The sequence below is a fragment of the Paenibacillus sp. 481 genome (assembly GCF_021223605.1).
Taxonomy (GTDB): domain Bacteria; phylum Bacillota; class Bacilli; order Paenibacillales; family Paenibacillaceae; genus Paenibacillus_B.
Map to the genome: position 1 here is coordinate 4,143,616 of NZ_CP075175.1, position 21,501 is coordinate 4,165,116.

Sequence of the window (21,501 nt, forward strand, 5' to 3'; positions counted from 1 at the left end):
GTAGGGCCTCAAAAGGTATGAATAACGAAATTATGTCTGAGGTTGTAGGTATAGAGGCCTAGCTTCAAATGCTATCTTTTAATCGTAGATTATTGTTATATCTTTGTTGTATCTTGTTATATCAGCCTATTCCGACGTGAATAGGCTTTTTTGTTGTGTGAGTTATCCATAACTATCCAAATATCTACAAAACTCGTACTTATTTACCTTTTACCGTCAAGAAAATTAAGGTAAAGTAGGAAATAACTCTCGCACATTCGTCTATCATTGTCGTTTCTACTTGTTAGGGTCTCCCTACTGAGATAAGCGTCACCGTTTAATCTCAAAGTGAAAACGCTACAATTACTAGCGAACAAAATACTAGAATTGATCCAGCTAGATTACATGCGCAGTTTGACATTGATTCAGATATGGAGTGACGAGAGCCACAGTTAATAGAAAGGAGGGATGAAGCTAAACAGCCTACTTTAGATTGCAGCTTAGGCTGCGATGTCCATTCGGACTTACGATAACGAAAAATGAGAGGAATGAAATAATGAATATGAGATCAACAAACAGACGGAAATCGCTTAAAACTTCTGCTTGGTTTACTCTTTGTCTAGTCTTATCCTTTATGCCGATGCTGCAAAGCACAGGCCTTGGGGCGTCTACTGTGCAAGCGGCTGCACAAACGGCTGCACCAACAACCGCACAAGCGCCAGCCAACAGCCAATATAAAAACGTCGGCTACTTTGCTTCTTGGGGAATCTACGGGCGCAACTATCAAGTGAAGGACATCGATGCATCCAAGTTAACGCACATCAACTACGCGTTTTTTGATGTGTGTTGGAACGGTATTCATGGTAATCCTTCCCCAAGTGCTGACAATCCCAATTCAACCACTTGGAAATGTACCGATCCAGCAGTTCCATTGCAGCGCGGTAACGTTCCGAACGGAGCAATCGTAGTGGGTGAGCCGTGGGCAGATGTAACCAAGTCGTATCCAGGTGATACATGGTCTGACTGCGAAGCAGGTAAATGTGGTAACATCGGAGAACTCAAAAGATTAAAACAGAAAAACCCACATCTTAAAACGCTTTTCTCCATCGGAGGTTGGACTTGGTCGAACCGTTTCTCAGACGTAGCAGCTAATGAACAGTACCGAATTAATTTTGCAAAATCAGCAGTTGACGCTGTGCGTACTTACGGTTTCGACGGCGTGGATATCGACTGGGAGTACCCAGGGGTTGAAACGATTCCCGGCAATAGCTACAGCCCGAACGATAAAATTAATTTCACAAAGCTTCTTGAAGAAACGCGTCGCCATTTAGATGAAGCGGGTCGTGTAGATGGCAAACATTATTTGCTCACGATCGCAACTGGGGCATCCCAAACTTATATCGACAATACAGAGATGGCAAAAGTAAATGCGATTGTCGATTTCATCAACATTATGACGTATGACTTCCATGGTGGCTCATTTATCGAGACGACGAACAACAATGCAGCTTTGCTGAACGATACGCGTGATCCGAGTGCAGCGAAAAAGTTCTATGTGGACGGCGCAATCGACATTTATCAGCGTGCTGGGGTTGATTTGAACAAAATCGTACTTGGATTAGCGTTTTATGGACGCGGTTGGAGCAATTGTGCTCCGGGTCCGAACGGTGACGGTCTTTATCAAAAATGCGTCAAAAACGACGCAGGCAACTGGGCACCAAAAGGTACATGGGATGATTTCACGACTAAAAAACCGACAGGTGTATTCGATTATGGGGACATCGTAGGGAACTATTTAAATAAAAATGGTTACACTCGCTACTGGAACGACCAAGCGAAAGTACCTTACTTGTATAACCCAACAACGAAAACATACATTTCATATGATGACGAGCAATCGATCGGACTTAAGACAGATTATATTAAAACTAAAGGCCTAGGTGGCGGCATGATCTGGGAACTTGATTCCGATTGCCGTACTACGACAAGATTTGCGTGTACAGGAGCAACCTTGCTTAATAAAGTGGCCGCAGACTTAGGCATTAACGGCTCTGCACCAGATATAACTCCGCCATCCGTTCCGACAGGCGTTGCAGCAACGACGGTAGGTGACAAGTCGGTCGCACTGAAATGGTATCCGTCGGCTGATAACTTTGCGGTAACGGGCTATGAAGTGTACACGAACGGGCAGTTGGCGACGACAGTTACAGGCCCAACGGCAACGGTTACTGGTTTAACGCCTAACACAAGCTATGCATTTACAGTTAAAGCAAAAGACGCGGCTGGTAACGTGTCCGCTGCAAGCCAGCCGTTAAGCGTAAAGACGTTGGCCAAACCATTGCAAGATGTAATTGCACCAACAGTGCCTACTAATGTAAGTGTCACAAGTGCAACTTACGACAGCGTATCGTTGACTTGGACGGCTTCGACTGACAATGTAGCTGTAACCGGCTACGATGTTTACAGCAATGGTCAGCTGGCTACAACGGTAACCGGCACAGCTACATCCGTAACAGGTCTTGCAGGAAACACAACGTATACGTTCACGATTGTTGCTAAAGATGCAGCAGGCAACGGTTCGACGGCGAGTGCTCCTGTAACTGCAAAGACGGCCGAGAAGCCAGGTTCAACAAGTGGAGCGTTTACGTTTGTGGCGAAATCGACGTGGGGAGACAGCTTTGATTTTTCCGCTGCGATTAAAAATAACGGAACAACTCCACTTACGAACTGGCGTGTAGAGTTTGACTACGCAGGTAAAATTACTTCGGTCTTCGATGCGAAGATCGTGAGCCATATCGGAACAAGATACATCATTGAATCCAACGGTTGGAATGGTACGATTCCTGCGGGGGGTTCTGTGACCTTTGGTGGGGCTGGTCAAGGCAGTGCTACAGCATCACCAACAAATGTAGTCATTAAGTCTCATAACTAATGTTGTAATAAGTTGTGAATGGCAAAAAAAAAGACCTCCAGCTTCACGTGTTCCGTGAGGTTGGAGGTCTTTTGGGGTGTTTCTAGTTTTTGGGTCTTCTGAAATTACCCATTAACCCGATCGTTTCGACAATATTGACGAAAGCTTTAGGGTCAATTTCTTTGATGGTGCGTTTTAGTTCAGGCAACTCGTACCGAGTCGTTACAGTCATAAGCATATCTTTCTCAATGTCTGTAAATGCACCGCGTGTCTTAATGACGGTGACACCGTGCGGTAGAGAAAGCAGCTTGTTAATGAGCTGATCCTTTTGGTCGGTAATAATATACACGGTTACTTTGTAATGGTTGATATAGATCGTGTCCAGTACTTTACCGGTAGCGAAAATCGAAACCATGGAGTACAGGACAAGCTCCCATCCTTGCATTAAATAACCGTGTGTGACAATGACGACGGTGTTTAAGCCGACGAGAATATTACCAATAGGAATATCGTGATAACGTGTCACGATGGAACCGATAATATCAAAGCCGCCCGTAGAACCGCCAATTCGAAGCGAGATGCCACTTCCGATCCCGACTAACGTACCGCCGAATACCGCAGATAATAACGGCTCGTCCGATACAGACATGACTGGGACTATGGAAATGAACCATGTTGTGGCCACGACGCTTACTATGCTGTAAATAATAAAGCGCCTGCCCAGTATGAACCAGCCCCAAATAATAATGGGCAAGTTAAAAGCAAAGTACAGCGTACTGATGCCCCAGTTTGTGAAATAACTTGTAATCATAGACAAACCGGAGACCCCGCCACTTAGAAAATGATGGGGAATTAGAAATAGGTTGAAACCGACCGCGATGCAAGCTGCGCCTAATATGATGACGATACCATGCAGTAATCGTTTCAAGCAAAATCACCTCAAAACGTAGTATTAGTAAGATCAGAACTGGTATTCTTAGTTCTAATTGTGTTATAATAACTTGGATATTCTTGAGTAGGCTTTTTTTCAACTATGTACACGATAAAAACGCGGTTTCGGATTGCCTTATATAGCGATTTACCTCCGCATTGTATATGAGAAGACGGTCGGCCCGATGTGCCATTCGTCACCAATGTCGCGCTACTTAAGAATACAGATAAGGCTGTGGATTGTCCACAACGAAGGAGTATGAATATTTTGAAGACATTTGCAGAATTTGGCTTGGAACCTAAGGTTCTTCAAGCGATTACAGAATTAGGATTTGAAGAAGCAACTCCAATTCAAGAAAAAGCTATACCTGTAGCGCTTACGGGGCGCGACCTTATCGGACAAGCGCAGACGGGTACAGGTAAGACGGCCGCCTTCGGTATCCCGATGATCTCGAAGATTGACGTAGAAGAAGAGCGTGTAGTTGCTCTCGTTATGACACCGACACGTGAACTTGCGATTCAAGTTGCGGAAGAAATCGGAAAGTTAACACGCTTCAAAGGCGTTCGTTCGCTTCCAATTTACGGTGGCCAAGATATCGGTCGCCAAATTCGCGCTTTGAAAAAGCGTCCACAAATCATCATCGGTACACCTGGTCGTTTGCTCGACCATATTAACCGTAAGACGATCCGTTTGGATGATGTAGCAACAGTTGTATTGGATGAAGCGGATGAAATGCTCGACATGGGCTTCATGGACGACATTCAGTCCATCTTGAGCCTTGTACCATCTACGCGTCAAACGATGTTGTTCTCTGCAACAATGCCGCCAAACATTCAAAAGTTGGCAAATCAATTTTTGACTAATCCGGATCATGTTTCCGTAATGCCGAAGCAAGTAAGCGCACCGCTTATCGATCAATCTTACATCGAAGTGCAAGAGCGTAACAAATTCGATGCATTGAGCCGCTTGCTTGACATGGAATCTCCTGAATTGGCGATCGTATTCGGTCGTACAAAGCGTCGTGTTGATGAGTTGGCTGAAGCGTTGCAAAAACGCGGTTACACAGCTGACGGCTTGCACGGTGACTTGTCGCAGAACCAACGTGATACGGTAATGCGTAAATTCCGTGACGGCAGCATCGATGTACTCGTTGCAACAGACGTTGCTGCACGTGGTTTGGACGTATCTGGCGTAACGCACGTTATTAACTTTGACTTGCCGCAAGACCCAGAGTCCTACGTACACCGTATCGGTCGTACAGGCCGTGCTGGTAAAGAAGGTAGCGCATGGTCCTTCGTGACGCCGCGTGAACTTGACCACCTTAACTTTATCGAGCGTGTTACGCGTCACCGCATCACTCGCAAGCCAATGCCTAGCTTGGCGGAAGCGATTGAAGGCAAGCAACGTATCGTTGCTGAGCGTATGCTCGAAGTTCTTGATAACAACGAATTGAACGAATATAAAGGAATCGCGATCACATTGTTGGATCAATACGATTCCGTTAACTTGTTGTCTGCAGCATTCAAGCTGATGACAGGTGGCAAAAAAGAAGTTGAAGTATCTTTGACACCAGAAGATCCGATTCGTGCTAAGCGTCGTAAGCCAGACGTACGCACAAGCGGTCGTAAAATGTCTGCTCCTTACGGACGTGGTCGTTCTAACAACGGACCACGCGGTGAAGGCGATCGTCGTCGTGAAGGCGGCAGCGGCGGTGGTGGATACCGTGGCGGTAGCGCTAGTACTGGTGGCGACCGTGGTGGCTACAACAGCGGCAACCGCGAGCGCAGCTACAGCGGTGGCAACCGTGAGCGCAGCGGCTTTAGCGGCAGCGCTGGTGGACGCGAGCGTAGTGGCGAGCGTAACGAACGTAGCGGTGGAAGCTATGGCGACCGTCGTCCGCGCCGTACAGGTGAAGGACGTCGCGAGAAAGATAGCGAATAATAGTTAAGAAATATAACAAAAGGACCGCCACATGTGGCGGTCCTTTTGTTGCTTTATCGTTTTTAGCGGGTTGGAATTACCAACCGCCGCCGCCCCAGCCGCCGCCGCAACCACAAAAGATAATGGCTAAGAGGATGAACAGAACGAGAATGAACCCAAAACCACTGCCCCAACCGCCGCCGTATCCACCATAGCCGCCATAAGCGTATCCGCTCATTTAAAAACCTCCTTGTAAGCATGCGCTGATTTCAATTACGTTAACATCATATGCGGAGCGGCATGCGACGCTTAGACAGCCACCCATATCCGACAAAATAGGCACTGGCTTTGCTATGCTCATTTGTATTATAGTTATAAAGACAGATTGGAATGGAATTAAGGGGGCGTTTTTTTGGAGTTTCGGGGAGCTATGGGTGGGTTATACCGTATTACGGAGTGGATTATGCGCTTTTCGGTCACGAATGTGCTATGGTTGCTTTGTTCGGCACCATTTTTCTTTTTGTTATTTACTAAAGTTCTACTTTCCCAGCAAAATTTCGTTAACGAATCGTTGTTAACGAATTGGCTGATGGCAATAGTGGCACCGTTTACACTTTTTCCGGCAACAGCTGCGATGTTCTCGGTTGTGCGCAAATGGGTCATGGGTGAGACGGATGCGGCGCTAATTCGTACCTTTTTTAAAGGATATAAGGGTAGCTACAAGCAGGCGATGATTGGCGGCTTTTTTTATACGATATTGTTCGTAGTTATGTACTTTGATTATGTCGTCTATATGACCCAGTTAAGCTCGTTCCAATTTATTGGCTATGTTATGCTCGGTTTATTAATTATGTTGTTCGTGTCTTTGTTTAATTTCTTTAGTATGTTGTCGCATGTGCACATGGGAACGTTTCAATTGGTGAAAAATAGCATTTTATTGACGCTCATTCGTCCATTGCGTATTATTTTGACGACAGTCATAAGCGGAATGGTGCTATATTTTTGCTTGTTCCACATGCCGGCTTTATTTTTCGTATTTGCGGGCTCTGTCATCGCGTACTACGCGTTTTTTAATTTTCATGCTGCTTTTCATGAAATTCAAGAAAATAATCGCAAGCTGGACGAAGAACAGGAAGTCGACACACAAGATACTGAGGCAAAGTTAGATGCTGTCGATAACGCTCCAGTCAAATAATGACATGCAAATTTTTGGTTGAAAAAAAGGTGCTAACCTAGGTTTACTTTTATTGCAAAAGTCACTATAATAAGAATACATCCTGCGATGTGCGTGAAGCCTTCATTGTTTTGAACCAATGTATGTTTCCCGGGAGTTCAACATCAGTTCATTGCTGGCACGCCCTCTCCGAAGGGAAGTCAAAGATGAATTTGCGGACACCCACCTGCGAGAGCGGGTTCGGAACATAAAGGCCTAACGGCATAGGCGGGTATTTCTTTTATCACAACCACCTTCTTCATGAGAGTATTCATGTGGAAGGTGTTTTTTGTGTTTTTGTGTGAAATGGTGCAAATGGTCTTTTACTCAATAGGGAACAATGTGTTACACTATACATAAGTGAGCAATGGCTGTCGAGAAGAGGAGGAACACGTTTTTGTCGCTCAAACGAACATTGGTCGGCATCGTTCGCAGTTATGAATCTACGGGCGATCGTGCAAAAGACCCTCAGTTGAAAACGCATTATTATCAATTAACCCGTGATAAAGCGTGGGAGGAAATTACGTCCTCCTTAAAGAAGATTCAAGGGTATAAAGTGCTTCACGAAGTTGCTTCGGTGGGCGAAATTACAATGGAGAAACGTACATTTACCGGTAGGACGATGGACATTACTGTATCGGTAATCCAAGTTAGTCCCTCAAAAGCGGCGGTCGATATTTATTCGGCTTCCCGTGGTGGTTTAGGAGATTTTGGGGCTAATTATCGTGTTGTTAAGGATTTGTACGCTGTTCTGGATAAGAAGTTAGCTGCTTACAAAACGGAATGATTGACGATTCGGTCGCAAGTAAGCACCATGTTGTACAGAGAAAGCGAGAGCTGAGCCGAAACTCATCTCTCGCTTTATGTGTATGACGTATTATACGAGCGCTTTAACAGCTGCAAGAGCCTGCTCGTAGTTAGGGTGCTCTGTCATCTCGCTCAAGTATTCAACGTATTGTACGTTGTCGTTAGCGTCGATAACGAAGATGGAACGCATATCAAGGCGAAGTTCTTTAATAAGAACGCCATATGCTTGTCCGAAGTTGTTGTCTTTGTAGTCCGACAGCATGACGACTTTGTCGACACCTGCTGCGCCACACCAGCGTGCTTGCGCAAATGGGAGGTCAGCACTTACTGTCAATACAACGACATTATCGCTGAGTGTTGACGTTTCTTCGTTGAAGCGGCGTGTCTGTGCATCGCATACGCCTGTGTCAATCGATGGAACGACGCTGATAAGCTTTACTTTACCAGCATAGTCCTTCAGACTAACAATATCCACCAAAGATTTGTTCAATTGAAAATCAGGCGCTTTATCGCCGACTTTAAGTTCTGGTCCTAGAAGAGTAATAGGGTTGCCTTTAAGTGTAGCAACGCCTGTGCGTTCTGCTGACATTGTTAATTCCTCCTTGCAAATAGGGGTTAATATATGGTAAAACCCACTTATCATTATATAGGCAAGAATATATAATTGTCCAATATCGGTTCGTGATGGATTGTGATTTGATTTGAGATGATTAAATGAGCTCGGCAATTTACGAAGTTTCAAGGAAAGAGGGGATACCATTGATATTTATTCGATATGAGAGTTGGCGCAGCTACCTTAAACAGTTTCCAATTACGTCCATGCTAATTTTTGTGAATGTGATTATGTTTATTATCCTTACACTGAGTGGGGGGTCAACAAATCCAGAAACCTTGCTAGACTTTGGGGCCGTGTATAAGAATGAAGCGTATATTGCTGATTTATGGCGTACAGGAACGGCGATGTTTCTCCATATTGGCTTTGAGCATTTATTGTTTAATATGTTTGCCCTGTTCGTATTTGCGCCACCACTGGAGCGCTTGCTTGGTTCGTTTCCGTATGCGTTACTTTATTTGCTCAGCGGATTGCTTGGTAACGCTGCTGCGTTGAAATTGTCGGCTTGGGAGACGTTGATGGCGGGTGCATCAGGAGCTATTTATGGCATATACGGGGCGTACTTGTTTATTGCTATATTTCAACGAAAAATGTTGGACGCATCGTCACGCAAGACCATATACATCATTTTAGGCCTCGGTATCGTTCAATCATTCGTTCTATCAGGAATTAGTTGGAGTGCTCATCTCGGTGGTCTTGGAGCAGGTTTCGTGTTGTATGCGGTACTTCGTTTCATTCACATGCGAACGCGCTAAGTGTAGTGGTTGTTGACAAGCTAAAGGAACAGTATATATAGAGATCGGAGCGAGGAAACCGTGGAACTAAGACAGCTGCATTATTTTGTTAAAGTGGCGCAAAAAGAGCACGTCACACAAGCGGCAGAAGAGCTCCATGTGGCTCAATCAGCAGTGAGCAGACAAATTCATCAACTAGAAGAAGAGTTGGGAGTTAAGTTGTTTATCCAAAAAGGGCGCAATTTGCAGCTTACCCCCGTTGGGCAATTATTTTGTCAGCGTGCAGAGGCTATTTTAAAAGAGTTAGATCGTGCTGTAAACGAAGTGCAAGAATTTATGGACCCTGAACTTGGTGAGATTCGCATCGGCTTTCCGCATAGCTTAGGGGTTCATTTAATACCGTCGGTCGTAGCGGCATTTCGCAAAACACATCCGCATGTGAAATTTCGATTCAAGCAAGGGATGTACCCTTCGCTCATTCGAGATATTGTCCGTGGAGAGGTGGATTTGGCGTTTATCTCGCCCTTTCCTGAAGAGTGTGACCAAGTGGCGGGTGAAATCGTGCTAACAGAAGAATTGTCCGCTATATTGCCACCTAGCCACCCGCTAGCGGGGGAGAAGCAAATCGAGCTGCAACAATTGAAAGACGATACCTTCGTATTGTTCAGTCCTGGCTATTCTTTGCGTCCGATCGTGTGGGATGCGTGTTTTAAGGCGGGTTTTACTCCTGTAATTGGTTTTGAGGGAGAGGAAACCGATACCATTCGCGGCTTGGTTGCGGCTGGGATGGGGGTTAGCCTACTACCGGATATGGCGCTGAAGCATACGACGGAGTTGCAACCTGTGCGTGTGCGTGTCGTGAATCCGGTTGTGACGCGCACGATAGGGTTGATCCGACGTTCGGAGGAGAAACTTCCGCCTGTAGCGAAGACGTTCCATCGTTTCTTGTTAACTTATTTTAAGCACTCATCTGTAATGGATGTTTCGGAATAGCAGAAGGACCTGGCGCTGCATGTAGCAGTTTAACCAGGTCCTTCGTGTATGTTTAGCGTATCAGGTTATGTTGTTAGTCGCGACTATTAAAGAAAATCATCAAATACTTGATTAATTCTAGCAACGACACAAGCGCTGCGGCTACATACGTTAATGCGGCTGCGTTCAGCACTTTAGATACACCGTTCTCTTCTTCGTTCGAAATAAATCCTTCTGCAATCATTAAATCGCGAGCTCTGCTGCTGGCGTTGAACTCCACTGGAAGTGTAATCAACTGGAATGCAACAGCTACCGAGAAAAAGATAATACCGGCCAAAATGAGTCCGGACATCTGAAACAAGAATCCACCCAGCAACATAAATGGAGCTACGCCGGAAGTCAAATTGACTACGGGGAAGATCCTGTGACGAGCAACGAGCATAGGATAGGACTGTTGATGCTGAATGGCATGGCCGACTTCGTGACAGGCAACAGACAGCGCTGCTATCGAATTTTCATAGTAAACGGGCTCGGATAGACGGACAACACGATTTATTGGATCGTAGTGGTCAGTAAGGGCGCCTTGTACAGGCTCTACAGGTACATCGTGCAGGCCATTCGAGTCAAGCATGCGGCGTGCGGCTTCATATCCAGTCATACCGCTCGATGCGCGAACCTCGCTCCAACGCTTAAATGTTCCTTTTACACGAAACTGTGCCCAAATACATAGACCAAATGCAATTAGAATTAAAAAATCCATAGGGTGAAAAAACATAAATACTCAGCCTCCTAAATAAGTGGAAATCAGCTGCAATTGCAATTATAGCATGGTGCTGCTTCTGTCCAATACGGTCATAAGCACTTCAACGCAAGCGGCGCTCTGTGATGATAAACGGTTAAAGAGGGGCTCTGCTTGCTTAGGCTTTAAACGCTCTAGCATAGGCTGTAGTTCTCTTACCTCTCGTTCTACTTGCTGTAAGTGAAGTTGTAGATCCGTTAAACGCTGTGAAATATCATCAGTAGCAACTTCGCTCAAATGTTGAAAATATTGCTTGATTTCCTCTAACGTATATTTCTCTTGTTTCATTTGATTAATACGTTGCAGACGTTCAATCGTTTCAGCATTGTACAGGCGGTAATTTGTGGCAGTCCGTTGTGCAGGCTGAACGAGACCGATGGTCGTATAATAATCGATTGTGCGTTGATTGACGTTGGCCATTCGCGCGAGTTCGCCAATTCGATACAGTTGATTATTCTCATCTCCCATCGAAATTCACCTCTCTTTATATGTATATGATACCCGATATGAAACCATACAGTCAAACGAGGTACTTTTTTATATGTTATATAAAATAACATTAAAGGTTACTTAATTGTTGATAAAGGTCATTTTATGGTCATTTTTTTGTACTATTTTACTGATAATCCGAAAACGTGATTGCCAAATGTTTCATGTCGTGCTTATAATGACAACAATCCATTAGCTATGTGTTAGGTAATCTAACATTAAAGTGAAGTCAAAAGGAGCGATACAGATGGCAAAAAAGTGGCATAAGGTAAGGACTTTAAGTTTGTTAACGGTTATTGGAATAGGGGGATTTATTCCGCAACTCGCTCAAGCAGCTGGTGAAGCGACAAACGCACAGCTGAAGTTGGCGGTTGATGCCGTATGGATTATGCTTGCAGCTATTCTCGTTATAATGATGCAGGCCGGATTTGCACTCTTAGAAGCAGGGACCTCACGCATGAAAAATGCAGGCCATGTCGCGGGCAAGACTGTTCTTATGTTCGGCTTGTGTGCCATTACGTTTTGGATGTTTGGCTTTGGATTTGGGTTTGGTAACGGAAACGGCATTATCGGAACGACAGGCTTTTTCTTCAGCGGCGACGAGTCGACTGCTGCGGAAGTGTACAGTTCGCTAGCCTTTTCTGATGTGCCGATAGCGATTAAATTTTTGTTCCAATTTGCATTTGCTGCAGTATCCCTTGCGATTGCGTGTGGCGGGTTGGCTGAGCGGGCAAAGTTGAGTGTGTATGTTATATTTGGGATTTTGTTTACCGTCGTCATTTATCCGGTCGCTGCGCACTGGGTATGGGGTGGAGGTTGGTTGGCTGAGCTTGGGATGCAGGACTTTGCTGGATCGGCGGTCGTTCATATGCAAGGCGCAACAGCTGCATTGGTTGCGACGATTATGCTTAAGCCACGTTTAGGTAAATACGGTAAAGACGGCAGGCCTAATCTGATTCCAGGTCACAATCAAGTGTTTTCTGTGCTAGGTGTACTGCTGTTGTGGGTCGGCTGGTTTGGTTTTAACCCAGGGAGTACGCTTACGGCGGTTAATGATGGATTTTTCGGTTATGTGGCGTTGACGACGAATTTGGCCGCGGCCGCAGGAGCAGTAGTGGCATTGCTTGTATCATGGATGGTACTAGGTAAAGCGGACATACCGAGCATGCTGAATGGTGTATTAGCAGCCCTAGTTGCGATTACAGGGGCGTGTGCTTTCGTTGAGCCGTGGGCGGCAATCGTAATCGGGGCAGTTGCTGGAGCTTTGACGTTCTTTACGGCGCAATGGTTCGAGCGAAAAGGTGTTGATGACCCTGTTTATGCGTTCTCGGTGCACGGTATGGCTGGGATATGGGGGGCGTTGTCGACCGGATTTTTTGCCGCACCGCACTTAGTGGAGACGGTTGGTGTTGGTAAAGCTGGACTCTTTTACGGAGGTGGCTTTGAGCAATTGTTTGTGCAGGCGGTAGGTATTGCTGGCGTATTCGTCTTTGTAGCGATTTTATCGATCATCATGTTTGCGGTCATGAAAAGAACGATTGGGTTGCGTGTAACGGAAGAAGAGGAGATTATGGGACTCGATATGAGTGAACACGGTGAATACGGATACCCAGAGCAAATGAAGGCGATAAACAATGTGCTGCCGCAAGTCGCGGTCAAAAGCGAGCATCAGGAGCAAGAGCGCGGGCCTGTCATTGGCAGGTTGTCATGAGTGCTTTTGTTCAAAAAGGTTCGTATATTCAAGCTATTGAAGCAAGTACGGAAGCAGCCTTGAGGCGGCTAGATCAGTGTGTGGAAGCGCGTGAACCGTGGCGGGAGTTGTTCCATATTCGTGAGGCGTGGATGGCGGCGGTTGAAAAAAGTGGTGCGCAAGCTTCGGCAGCGGCTCAGTTAGTGAGCGTTATAGGTGAGCATGAGGATGGCGTGAAGCAGGTGCTTCATGTATATGAACAGACGCGTCGACTGTACGATGAGTTGTTCTGTGCGGCGGCAGCTTTAGTAGAGAGCGAGATGATTGCCAGCGGCTGGGGACCTCCCCCAGCTGCTTATGCTTTCGTTCTATTCGGTAGCGGGGGTAGAAAGGAAATGACGCCATGGAGTGATCAGGATCATGGGGTCATCTGGGATATGCCGCGGCAGCAGCAGTTGGATGGCACGGTAAGTGAGGTGCGTAAAACTAGTGGGAAAAGTGAAGTAAATGTAGCTGGTGACGTAAGTGGCGTAAGTGATGTAAGTGAATCAAGAGATGTAGGTGATGTAAGTGTTGTAAGTGAATCAAGTGATGCAAGAGATGCCAGTGATACACGTGATGCTGGCCAGCATATGGCGTTTGCGACGCGGTACTTCATGGAATGGGGAACGCGTATGACAAATGGGCTATCTACAGCCGGATTTCCGCCTTGTACGGGCAAAGTAATAGCTTCTGAGCCTGAATGGAATGGCAGTATGTCAAAGTGGCTTGCTCGTGTCATGGACTGGTCGCACCTTGCAGATTGGGAAAGTATGCGCTACTTGAGCATCTCACTCGACATGCGAACGGTATATGGTGATGTTGAATTGGAACAGCGTTGGCGTGCAAGCTTGACCGAGTTGGCGGGTAGGCAGACTCATTTGTATAAGGCGCTCGTGCGTAATGGAATGCGCCGTAAGCGGAGTTGTAATGCATTCGGCCAGCTCATCTGTGAGCGCCATGGTCAGCATGCAGGGGCATTTGACTTCAAATATCGGTCATATGTTCCGTTTATGCAAGCGATTCGAGCGCGAACGTGGGCTGAGCAGCTTGATTTAACCGCTGGACGGACAGAACGAACTTCTACGATGGAGCGAATTATCGCGCTAGCGAATGCAGATATGCGGAACGAGATTCGGGTTACAAAGTCGAGTTCGGCGGCGTTTCATCAACAACTCATTCTGAGTTGGGAGATGTTGCTTGCTGCACGCTTGCTAGCAGGGGGGCAGCGTGAGCATACAGGCTGGCATAACGCAGCCGTAGTGGACCCAGCCGTATTAACGAAGGCATTAAGGCAGCGATTAAAGCGCTCAGTCCTTCTGCTTTCGCGTTGGATGAAAGAGAGTGAACGGAGGTATGACGATGGATAATAAACGTGAGAGCAAAGGTTGGTTAGAACGTTGGAGACAGCGCCAAAAAGGGTTTCAGCTTGGGCAGCAAATGCAGTTGGACAGAGAGGCTATCACAGACCGGATGGAGCGGGCGGAGCTGCAAGTAGCGCGGCCAGAACTGCTTACAGGGGGGCAGCGAATCGCTTATGAACGGTCCCTTAATAGGAAGCAGCGTCAACAGCGCTCGCTCGATGTGCTCGACATTCCGTTGGAACAATTAAACGTTTCGGTTTTTGATTTGGAAACGACGGGCTTTGATCCGACGAGAGGAGATGAAATAATCGCCTTCGGTGTGCAACACGTAGCGGGTGTGGAAATTGCGGAGGGAATGGGTGCGCAATTTTACGCTGAAGTAAATCCAGGTATGAAAATACCGACCCATATTCAGCAATTGACTGGCATTACTGACGAGGCCGTGCATGGAGCCCCATCGGTAAACGAAGGGCTAGGTCAATTTTTCCACTTTGTCGGTGATCGTGTCTTAGTAGCGCATGCAAGTGCGCATGATAAAGCTTTTTTACGGATGGCCCTTTGGCGAGCCGTCAAAAAACCATTTAAACACCGTATCATCGATACGATGGTTGTTGCACGTTGGCTTCATCCACGTCTACCGGCGTATACGTTAGATCATTTGGCTGCGCATTATGGCATTGCCGTTGAGCGGCGCCATCATGCGCTGTGCGATGCTCAAGTCACGGCACAACTGTGGACGTGTCTCGTTAAAGAGGCTGCCGAGCGGCGTGTTACAACTTTGGGGGATATGTACATGTACCTTAGTCGTAATTGACTTGAATCGGTTGAAAATAAGGCTGATCAAAGGATGCTTCACGTCCTGTTGAATATAAGCGATACGCGCGCAACTGCGGCGAGAAAGGGCTAAGTTGAAAGGATACAATGATAATCCCATACATGAGACCACTAGCCAACACGAGTCCTTCGGCGTCTGCTGATGAAGGAACAGGTGGCGTCGAAGGATGAGTATGAACAAGTATCATTTGTTGTTGGTTGCTTATCGCTGACATGACGATATTCGTCCATGTAGCGGGATCTGGCCTGAACGAATGGATTGGATCTGCTGCATGATTAGCTATTGGCACATACGTATCAAAGTGCGTACTCCCATTTAGACCGAGTAAAATACCGCATGATTCTTTCGGCAATTGGCTGCGCCCATGTGCGTATATGGCCTTTCTTGCAGAGGTACAAATCGTCGCACATATTGGATCGGTAGCAGAATCAGTGAAAGATGAACGCTGACTTTGATTCTGGAAAAGGTTGAAGCTTTGACTGTAGCTCTGGCGTTGGCTTTGGTTGCTCCTATTTTGCAAAAGTATCCTCTCCCTTTATTTCACTTTTTTATCAGGCTTCACGAAGCAGATGATGAGCAATAGGCAGATGACGGATAGTACCGTGACTGTGATGAAAATAACGCGATGGGAAATGTCCATCATCCAGCTGAATAAAGGCGGGCCTGCGGCGACTCCCAAGAAGCGCAAGCTGCTGTAAAGGGAAGTGATCATGCCTCTTTCCGACTTGTTTACAGCGCCTGTTATCATCGTGTTCAAGCAAGGAAGCAATAGGCCAGTGCCGATGCTGCTTAAAGTAATGAAACCGATAAACAGATAGACGTTGCGGAACAAGAAAATCGTCAGGCCAAGTGACGCGGCCATCAGGCCAAGTCCAATGATCATTAACCAACGAATAAGAATGCCATTCTTCTTAATGAGCGTCCCCGTGATATAAGCCGTTACGACCATCCCGAGCAGCGGGATAGCAAGTACAAACCCTTTTCGCACCCCTTTAATGAAATAAGGAGCTTCTTCTAAAATGTTAGACAAGTAAAACAGTACGCCGAACAAAATAAATAATGCCAGTGAGCCGGCGATAAAGGACGGAATTAACCATTTTCCTTGTTCGCGAAAAATGGCTCGGATCTTAGCCAAGTAAGGTTTTAACGCGGTCGGTTGTTGCTGGTGCTTCGGTTCCGAAATGAGAAACATAACCGCAAGCAAGGCCAACACGCAAAAAATAGGGAAAGCGAAAAAAGGCGCTGTCCATGTCCATAAAGCGAGCAGCGAGCCGATGACGGGGCTGAGTACTTTTCCTGCTCCGTTAGCGGCTTCTATTAAGCCGAGTGCTTGGCTCTCAGTAGCATCTTGATATAAGTCGCCAACGAGTGCCATCGCAATCGGTGCCGTCCCAGCTGCACCAATTCCTTGAATAGCGCGACCGGCAATGAGTATCGGATACGATCCCCACAATGCCCCTAATCCTGTTACGATTCCTGCTGCTCCATACAATATTAACGAAGGAATAATCACTTTTTTGCGACCGAATCGATCAGATAAGTAACCTGCGAGTGGAATGATAAGGCCAGCTGCTACAGAAAATAACGTAATAATAAGGCTCGTTTGCAACTGCGTCAAGTGTAAATGGCGCTTCACATCCGGTAAAATCGGTACGAGCATTGAATTGCCGAGCACGAGTACGAGCGGAACAGTCGCTAAGGCGGCATATTGTGGCCATAACGAGCCTGCTGTTTGCTGCTTTGCTTGCTTTGACATGAACGTTTCTCCATTCTCATAAATCGCGTAATCGTGCCTTACGTTACCCGTTATGTGAACAGTTCATGCACATTTTTATGGAACAAGTTGAAAAATATCGGGGTCTGAATCGTATTTTTGTAGGGAAAAGGGTAAAATAGAAACAGATTGAGGCATACATCATGAACGATAGCCTAGAGCCCTAAGCACGATGAGGGCGATGTGTATTCACAAGGGGGACTGTATGTATGAGGAAGAGCTGGCTTATCCTAGCTATTTCTATGATATTGATTGGTATGGCGTGGTCGAAAAATGTGCTGTTCTCTGATTCAAAGCCGTTACGCGAGGCGAGTGGAACCGTAACGCTCCCTACGGAGACAGGGCCGCGAGTAGGGATGTTAGCCCCAGCCTTTTCGCTCACGAGCTTAACAGGTGAGACATTTGAAGTCGGCGGGAAACGGGACAAGCCCGTCTTTATTAATTTTTGGGCTTCGTGGTGTAATCCTTGTCGAGCCGAGGCGCCAGATTTAGTTAAACTTTACGCTAAATATCAAAATGAGCTCGATATGTATGCGATAAATGTAACAGCGCATGATACGAAGGAAAAGGCAGGAGCTTTCGTGAAGGAGTACAACCTCATTAATCCGGTGTTATGGGACGAAAAAGGTGATGTATTCAAATCGTATAATGGAATCGCGTTTCCGACAAATATCATTATCGATCGTAACGGGGTCGTGAGTGAAGTCATTGTAGGTCTGCGTCCTGCGAAAGATCTAGAGAAGTCGATTCGAAAAGTCATTAAATGATAACACGCCCTCGTCTTGCAGTAGTATGCGGATGACGGGGCGTGTTGTTATTTTTGGCTGATTGCTTGATTAGAAACAGGTTGATATTGCTATGTTCTCTCTCTATCCATCTATATGGTTGCTGTATTTATTGATTGACGACTCCGAGCTGTTCTCGTGGCTGTGATGAACGATGCTTAATTTCCTTGCCGATCAAAGAGTAGCGAATACTATCCACAAGTGCTTCCCAGCTAGCTTCGATTACATTCGAAGACACTCCGATTGTACTCCATTTGTTGTCTGTATCTGAAGACTCAATCAAGACACGTACTTTTGCTGCGGTCGTATCATTATCATCGAGTACGCGTACTTTATAGTCTGTTAAATGCATTTGCTCAATAAATGGGTAATATTTCACGAGTGCTTTACGCAGTGCAGTGTCCAAGGCGTTGACTGGACCATTGCCTTCTGCTGCCATGTAGACAGTCTCATTATCAATATGCAGCTTAACAATTGCTTCGGAGCGAACAGCGCAATCGGCTGATTTTTCAACGAGTATTTTAAAAGATTCAAAAGTAAATGGCTCTATACTCATTCCGGTCGCTTGACGAAGCAACAGCTCCAATGAAGCGTCGGCACCTTCAAATTGATAGCCTTGATGCTCCATTTGTTTAATTCGGTCAATAATAGTACGTGTTTCCGGATTCGAGGCATCCAGTTCATAGCCAAGCTGCTGTGCTTTCGACAATACATTGCTCTGGCCTGCGAGTTCCGAGATCAGGATACGCTGCTTATTGCCCACAAGTTCAGGCTCAATATGTTCGTACGTGCGCGAATCTTTCATGATAGCAGATACGTGAATTCCACCTTTATGGGCAAAGGCCGCATGACCTACATATGGCTGATTAACCGGCATATGTACATTGGCGATTTCGCTGACATAGTGGGCGGTATTCGTTAGCTCACGAATATGGTCACTGTGCATGCAATCATATCCCATTTTTAGCTGTAGATTTGGTATAATAGAACATAAGTTTGCATTTCCGCATCGTTCTCCGTAACCGTTAATCGTACCTTGCACCTGATCGACGCCAGCTTCAACAGCGGCTAACGTATTGGCGACAGCAAGCTCGCAGTCATTATGGGTATGGATACCGAGTGGTGTGGTGACGGATTGACGCACTGAAGTGACAATGCAGCTAATTTCATTAGGCAGCGTGCCGCCGTTCGTATCGCACATGACGACCCAGTCAACGCCTGCTAGTTGAGCGCTTCGTAGCACTTCTAATGCGTATTGTGGATTGTGTTTGTAGCCGTCGAAAAAGTGTTCGGCATCCAGCATAACTTCCAGTCCAGCCCGCTTTAGATAAGCGATCGAATCGGAAATCATAGCTAAGTTCTCCTCTAGCGATGTTTGCAGTGCGGTGTGCACATGGAAATCCCAAGCTTTCCCGACTAATGTTGCAGCAGGAACACCTGCTTCTATTATTCGCTGTAAGTTTGCATCGTGCTCAGCCAGTGAGTTTTTGCGGCGGGTACTGCCGAATGCGGTCAACTTGGAGTTCCATGAGTACGACTTCACCCGTTTAAAGAACTCAATATCCTTGCCGTTACTGCCTGGAATGCCGCCTTCGATGTAATGGACACCTAAGGCATCCAACTTGCGAGCGATTTTAAGTTTATCGTCGGCGGACAGGCTGATTCCTTCGCCTTGCGTACCATCGCGCAGCGTCGTATCAAAGATGGAGATCGTTCTGGACATGAATTGCATTACCTCCTCAAATGGGTATGGAAAGCAGCACATAGGATGAAACTGGAAGCAATTTTTTTCTATTATAGCACTGCTTTCACTGTTGTATAGGGGTAATTTGAATGGATAGTATCAATATATGACAATCTTTCAACGAGTCGTCAAAAATGTTGAGCATGGGAGGGGAAATTGTGAGGGATCAAGAATCGTCCGAAAATGAGGTGTCCCGTTATTATCCGACGAAAGGCCGTGTTGTGCTGCATGTCGATATGAATGCCTTTTATTGTTCTGTGCATGAAGCTGAACAGCCGGAACGATATCGAAATCAGCCAACTGCGGTTGCGGGCAGCATGGAGCAGCGTAAGGGCATCATAGTTACGTGCTCCTATGCAGCGCGAAGCTTAGGCATACGTACAGGGATGCATGTGAAGCAGGCCATGCGTCTTTGCCCACAATTGATCCTAATCCGGCCTGACTTTCATCTATACCGCCAATACTCGCTTGCTTTTCTCGAAATTGCACGCTCGTATACACCGCTCGTGGAAGCCGTATCGATTGATGAATGCTACATGGATATTACAGGCTCGAAAACATTTGGTACGCCCATGCAAATTGTCGAGCAATTGCAGCATCGCATACGTGAGCAGTTATCTTTACCATGCTCGATCGGAATTGCGCCTAACAAATTGTTAGCCAAGATGGCTTCCGATATGAAAAAGCCGAATGGCATTACGATATTGCGTATGCGTGATATGCCGCAGCTCTTGTGGAACAAGCCATGTGGCGATTTGTTCGGCATTGGCCATAAGACCGCGGAAAAGCTCACACGCATCGGAATTCGGACGATAGGTGAACTGGCGCATGCGGAGGAAGCGCGACTCGTTGCGATATTTGGCGTTCTGGGCCATTGGATGAAGCAAGCGGCGAATGGTCAGGATCATGCAGCCGTAAAGCCAGAACGGGAACAAAGCAAGTCCATTGGTCATACGACGACTTTGCCCCAAGATGTGGTGGCGAAGGATGAGGTGCGCCGTGTATTACTTAACCTAACCGATCAAGTTGCACGCCGGATCAGGCGGCAAAAATTAATGGCGCAGACGGTACAACTTACGGTTCGTGACCCGGAAATGAAGACGATTACCCGCTCGATAACGCTACCATCGCCGACAGATGACGCGGCAATTCTATTAAAAGAAGCGTGGAAATTATATGAGCGTCATTGGGCAGCAGGGAAACCGATTCGTTTGCTCGGTGTTGCGGGTCAGAATCTAGTGTCTCAAGAAGCAGCTGCTGTGCAGATGGATCTGTTTGAATATGAACATCAACCTAAGAAAGATAAACTGATTCAGACTGTCGATCATATCCGTGATAAATACGGTGAGAATGCCCTAATCACGCTAGGAATGATTGGGGATGATCCTTCTACGCTGCTGCGAAATCATCGGGTGCGAGGAACATCGCTGCAAACCGACTTTTTACGAGACGAAGGTCCGCTATGAGAAGCATTTTCAATTAATAAAAAAGATGGAAATCGTTTGAATTTGGCGACTTTTTGTATTATATTTGATACGGAGGAACCAAGAAGATCTGTACGTTTACAGGAGGGAACTAACCAATGGCAAAATACACATGGGTAGAAAAAGACACTTGCATAGCATGTGGCGCATGCGGAGCAACAGCGCCTGACATTTATGATTACGACGATGAGGGTTTGGCTGAAGTTATTTTTAATGGCGACAACAACCAAGGCGTAGTAGAAATTCCAGAAGATTTGTTCGACGACATGCAAGATGCAGTAGACGGCTGCCCGACGGACTCCATTAAAATTGCGGACACTCCGTTCAACTAATCTGCCTCATAGAGATAGCAAATTAGAGAGAGAACAATCCCCGCTTCGTGCGGGGATTTTTTATTTTGTCAAAACCTATAAAATGT

20 protein-coding genes and 1 other RNA gene are annotated in these 21,501 nt (G+C 46.3%); 13 read left to right on the forward strand and 8 right to left on the reverse strand.

The features are described 5' to 3' along the window. The first annotated feature begins 541 nt into the window (after window positions 1-541). On the forward strand, window positions 542-2,911 hold the full coding sequence (locus KIK04_RS18300; RefSeq protein ID WP_232275026.1) for a glycosyl hydrolase family 18 protein: 2,370 nt from the start codon (window positions 542-544) through the stop codon (window positions 2,909-2,911). 82 nt (window positions 2,912-2,993) lie between these two features. Here KIK04_RS18300 and KIK04_RS18305 read toward each other — a convergent pair whose 3' ends face one another. Beyond that, window positions 2,994-3,818: a YitT family protein gene (locus tag KIK04_RS18305; RefSeq protein WP_232275027.1), complete on the reverse strand. Its 825-nt coding sequence runs from the start codon at window positions 3,816-3,818 to the stop codon at window positions 2,994-2,996. A 270-nt stretch (window positions 3,819-4,088) separates the two neighbouring features. Between KIK04_RS18305 and KIK04_RS18310 the strand changes: the two genes are divergently transcribed. Further along, the gene (locus KIK04_RS18310; protein ID WP_269670962.1) at window positions 4,089-5,762 is read left to right on the forward strand and encodes a degradosome RNA helicase CshA; all 1,674 of its coding nucleotides are present in this window, start codon (window positions 4,089-4,091) and stop codon (window positions 5,760-5,762) included. Window positions 5,763-5,838: 76 nt separating this feature from the next. Here KIK04_RS18310 and KIK04_RS18315 read toward each other — a convergent pair whose 3' ends face one another. Continuing rightward, the gene (locus KIK04_RS18315) at window positions 5,839-5,979 is read right to left on the reverse strand and encodes a sporulation protein YjcZ (RefSeq protein ID WP_232275029.1); all 141 of its coding nucleotides are present in this window, start codon (window positions 5,977-5,979) and stop codon (window positions 5,839-5,841) included. Window positions 5,980-6,153: 174 nt separating this feature from the next. On the opposite strand from KIK04_RS18315, the gene KIK04_RS18320 reads away from it, so the two are divergent. The 3 genes from KIK04_RS18320 (at window position 6,154) to KIK04_RS18330 (ending at window position 7,741) form a co-directional block, all read left to right on the forward strand. Then, a complete protein-coding gene (locus KIK04_RS18320) occupies window positions 6,154-6,936 on the forward strand; it encodes a YesL family protein (protein WP_232275030.1) in 783 nt (260 codons plus the stop codon). Between the two features lie 76 nt (window positions 6,937-7,012). After that, a non-coding RNA gene (gene ssrS, locus KIK04_RS18325) (6S RNA) lies at window positions 7,013-7,193 on the forward strand. 158 nt (window positions 7,194-7,351) lie between these two features. Continuing rightward, window positions 7,352-7,741, forward strand: coding sequence for a DUF1499 domain-containing protein (locus KIK04_RS18330; RefSeq protein ID WP_232275031.1), 390 nt, complete (start codon window positions 7,352-7,354; stop codon window positions 7,739-7,741). 90 nt (window positions 7,742-7,831) lie between these two features. Here KIK04_RS18330 and tpx read toward each other — a convergent pair whose 3' ends face one another. Then, complete coding sequence (tpx, locus tag KIK04_RS18335) at window positions 7,832-8,350, reverse strand: thiol peroxidase (protein ID WP_232275032.1); 519 nt, start codon at window positions 8,348-8,350, stop codon at window positions 7,832-7,834. A 170-nt stretch (window positions 8,351-8,520) separates the two neighbouring features. On the opposite strand from tpx, the gene KIK04_RS18340 reads away from it, so the two are divergent. Together KIK04_RS18340 and KIK04_RS18345 are read left to right on the forward strand one after the other, a co-directional pair. Beyond that, window positions 8,521-9,129, forward strand: a complete 609-nt coding sequence (locus KIK04_RS18340) for a rhomboid family intramembrane serine protease (protein ID WP_232275033.1) — start codon at window positions 8,521-8,523, stop codon at window positions 9,127-9,129. A gap of 60 nt (window positions 9,130-9,189) precedes the next feature. After that, window positions 9,190-10,101 (forward strand): glutamate biosynthesis transcriptional regulator GltC, encoded by a 912-nt coding sequence (locus KIK04_RS18345; RefSeq protein WP_232275034.1) that lies wholly within the window; start codon window positions 9,190-9,192, stop codon window positions 10,099-10,101. 73 nt (window positions 10,102-10,174) lie between these two features. Here the strand turns inward: KIK04_RS18345 and KIK04_RS18350 are convergent, their stop codons facing one another. Both KIK04_RS18350 and KIK04_RS18355 read right to left on the reverse strand, forming a co-directional pair. Next, window positions 10,175-10,855, reverse strand: coding sequence for a zinc metallopeptidase (locus KIK04_RS18350; RefSeq protein WP_232275035.1), 681 nt, complete (start codon window positions 10,853-10,855; stop codon window positions 10,175-10,177). Window positions 10,856-10,900: 45 nt separating this feature from the next. Continuing rightward, complete coding sequence (locus KIK04_RS18355) at window positions 10,901-11,347, reverse strand: helix-turn-helix domain-containing protein (protein ID WP_232275036.1); 447 nt, start codon at window positions 11,345-11,347, stop codon at window positions 10,901-10,903. Window positions 11,348-11,615: 268 nt separating this feature from the next. Here KIK04_RS18355 and KIK04_RS18360 point away from each other — a divergent pair, with 268 nt between their 5' ends. Genes KIK04_RS18360 through KIK04_RS18370 form a run of 3 tightly spaced genes read left to right on the forward strand, consistent with a single transcriptional unit; the run spans window position 11,616 to window position 15,275 of the window. Further along, window positions 11,616-13,079 carry an ammonium transporter gene (locus KIK04_RS18360; protein ID WP_232275037.1) on the forward strand — a complete coding sequence of 488 codons (1,464 nt, stop codon included), beginning with the start codon at window positions 11,616-11,618 and terminating at the stop codon, window positions 13,077-13,079. Then, complete coding sequence (locus KIK04_RS18365) at window positions 13,076-14,467, forward strand: DUF294 nucleotidyltransferase-like domain-containing protein (protein ID WP_232275038.1); 1,392 nt, start codon at window positions 13,076-13,078, stop codon at window positions 14,465-14,467. The genes KIK04_RS18360 and KIK04_RS18365 overlap by 4 nt, the downstream gene beginning before the upstream one ends. Continuing rightward, window positions 14,460-15,275 carry an exonuclease domain-containing protein gene (locus KIK04_RS18370; RefSeq protein WP_232275039.1) on the forward strand — a complete coding sequence of 272 codons (816 nt, stop codon included), beginning with the start codon at window positions 14,460-14,462 and terminating at the stop codon, window positions 15,273-15,275. Before KIK04_RS18365 ends, KIK04_RS18370 begins: the two co-directional genes overlap by 8 nt. Here KIK04_RS18370 and KIK04_RS18375 read toward each other — a convergent pair. Further along, on the reverse strand, window positions 15,262-15,816 hold the full coding sequence (locus tag KIK04_RS18375; RefSeq protein WP_269670963.1) for a M67 family metallopeptidase: 555 nt from the start codon (window positions 15,814-15,816) through the stop codon (window positions 15,262-15,264). The genes KIK04_RS18370 and KIK04_RS18375 overlap by 14 nt on opposite strands. 15 nt (window positions 15,817-15,831) lie before the next feature. After that, a complete protein-coding gene (locus tag KIK04_RS18380) occupies window positions 15,832-17,052 on the reverse strand; it encodes an MFS transporter (protein WP_232275041.1) in 1,221 nt (406 codons plus the stop codon). Between the two features lie 227 nt (window positions 17,053-17,279). Between KIK04_RS18380 and KIK04_RS18385 the strand changes: the two genes are divergently transcribed. Next, a complete protein-coding gene (locus tag KIK04_RS18385) occupies window positions 17,280-17,837 on the forward strand; it encodes a TlpA family protein disulfide reductase (protein WP_232275042.1) in 558 nt (185 codons plus the stop codon). A 127-nt stretch (window positions 17,838-17,964) separates the two neighbouring features. Here the strand turns inward: KIK04_RS18385 and cimA are convergent, their stop codons facing one another. Next, window positions 17,965-19,578 carry a citramalate synthase gene (gene cimA, locus KIK04_RS18390; protein ID WP_232275043.1) on the reverse strand — a complete coding sequence of 538 codons (1,614 nt, stop codon included), beginning with the start codon at window positions 19,576-19,578 and terminating at the stop codon, window positions 17,965-17,967. Window positions 19,579-19,757: 179 nt separating this feature from the next. On the opposite strand from cimA, the gene KIK04_RS18395 reads away from it, so the two are divergent. Then, complete coding sequence (locus KIK04_RS18395) at window positions 19,758-21,065, forward strand: DNA polymerase IV (RefSeq protein ID WP_442951104.1); 1,308 nt, start codon at window positions 19,758-19,760, stop codon at window positions 21,063-21,065. A gap of 116 nt (window positions 21,066-21,181) precedes the next feature. Further along, window positions 21,182-21,415 carry a ferredoxin gene (locus KIK04_RS18400; protein ID WP_232275044.1) on the forward strand — a complete coding sequence of 78 codons (234 nt, stop codon included), beginning with the start codon at window positions 21,182-21,184 and terminating at the stop codon, window positions 21,413-21,415. The last annotated feature ends 86 nt before the right edge of the window (window positions 21,416-21,501 follow it).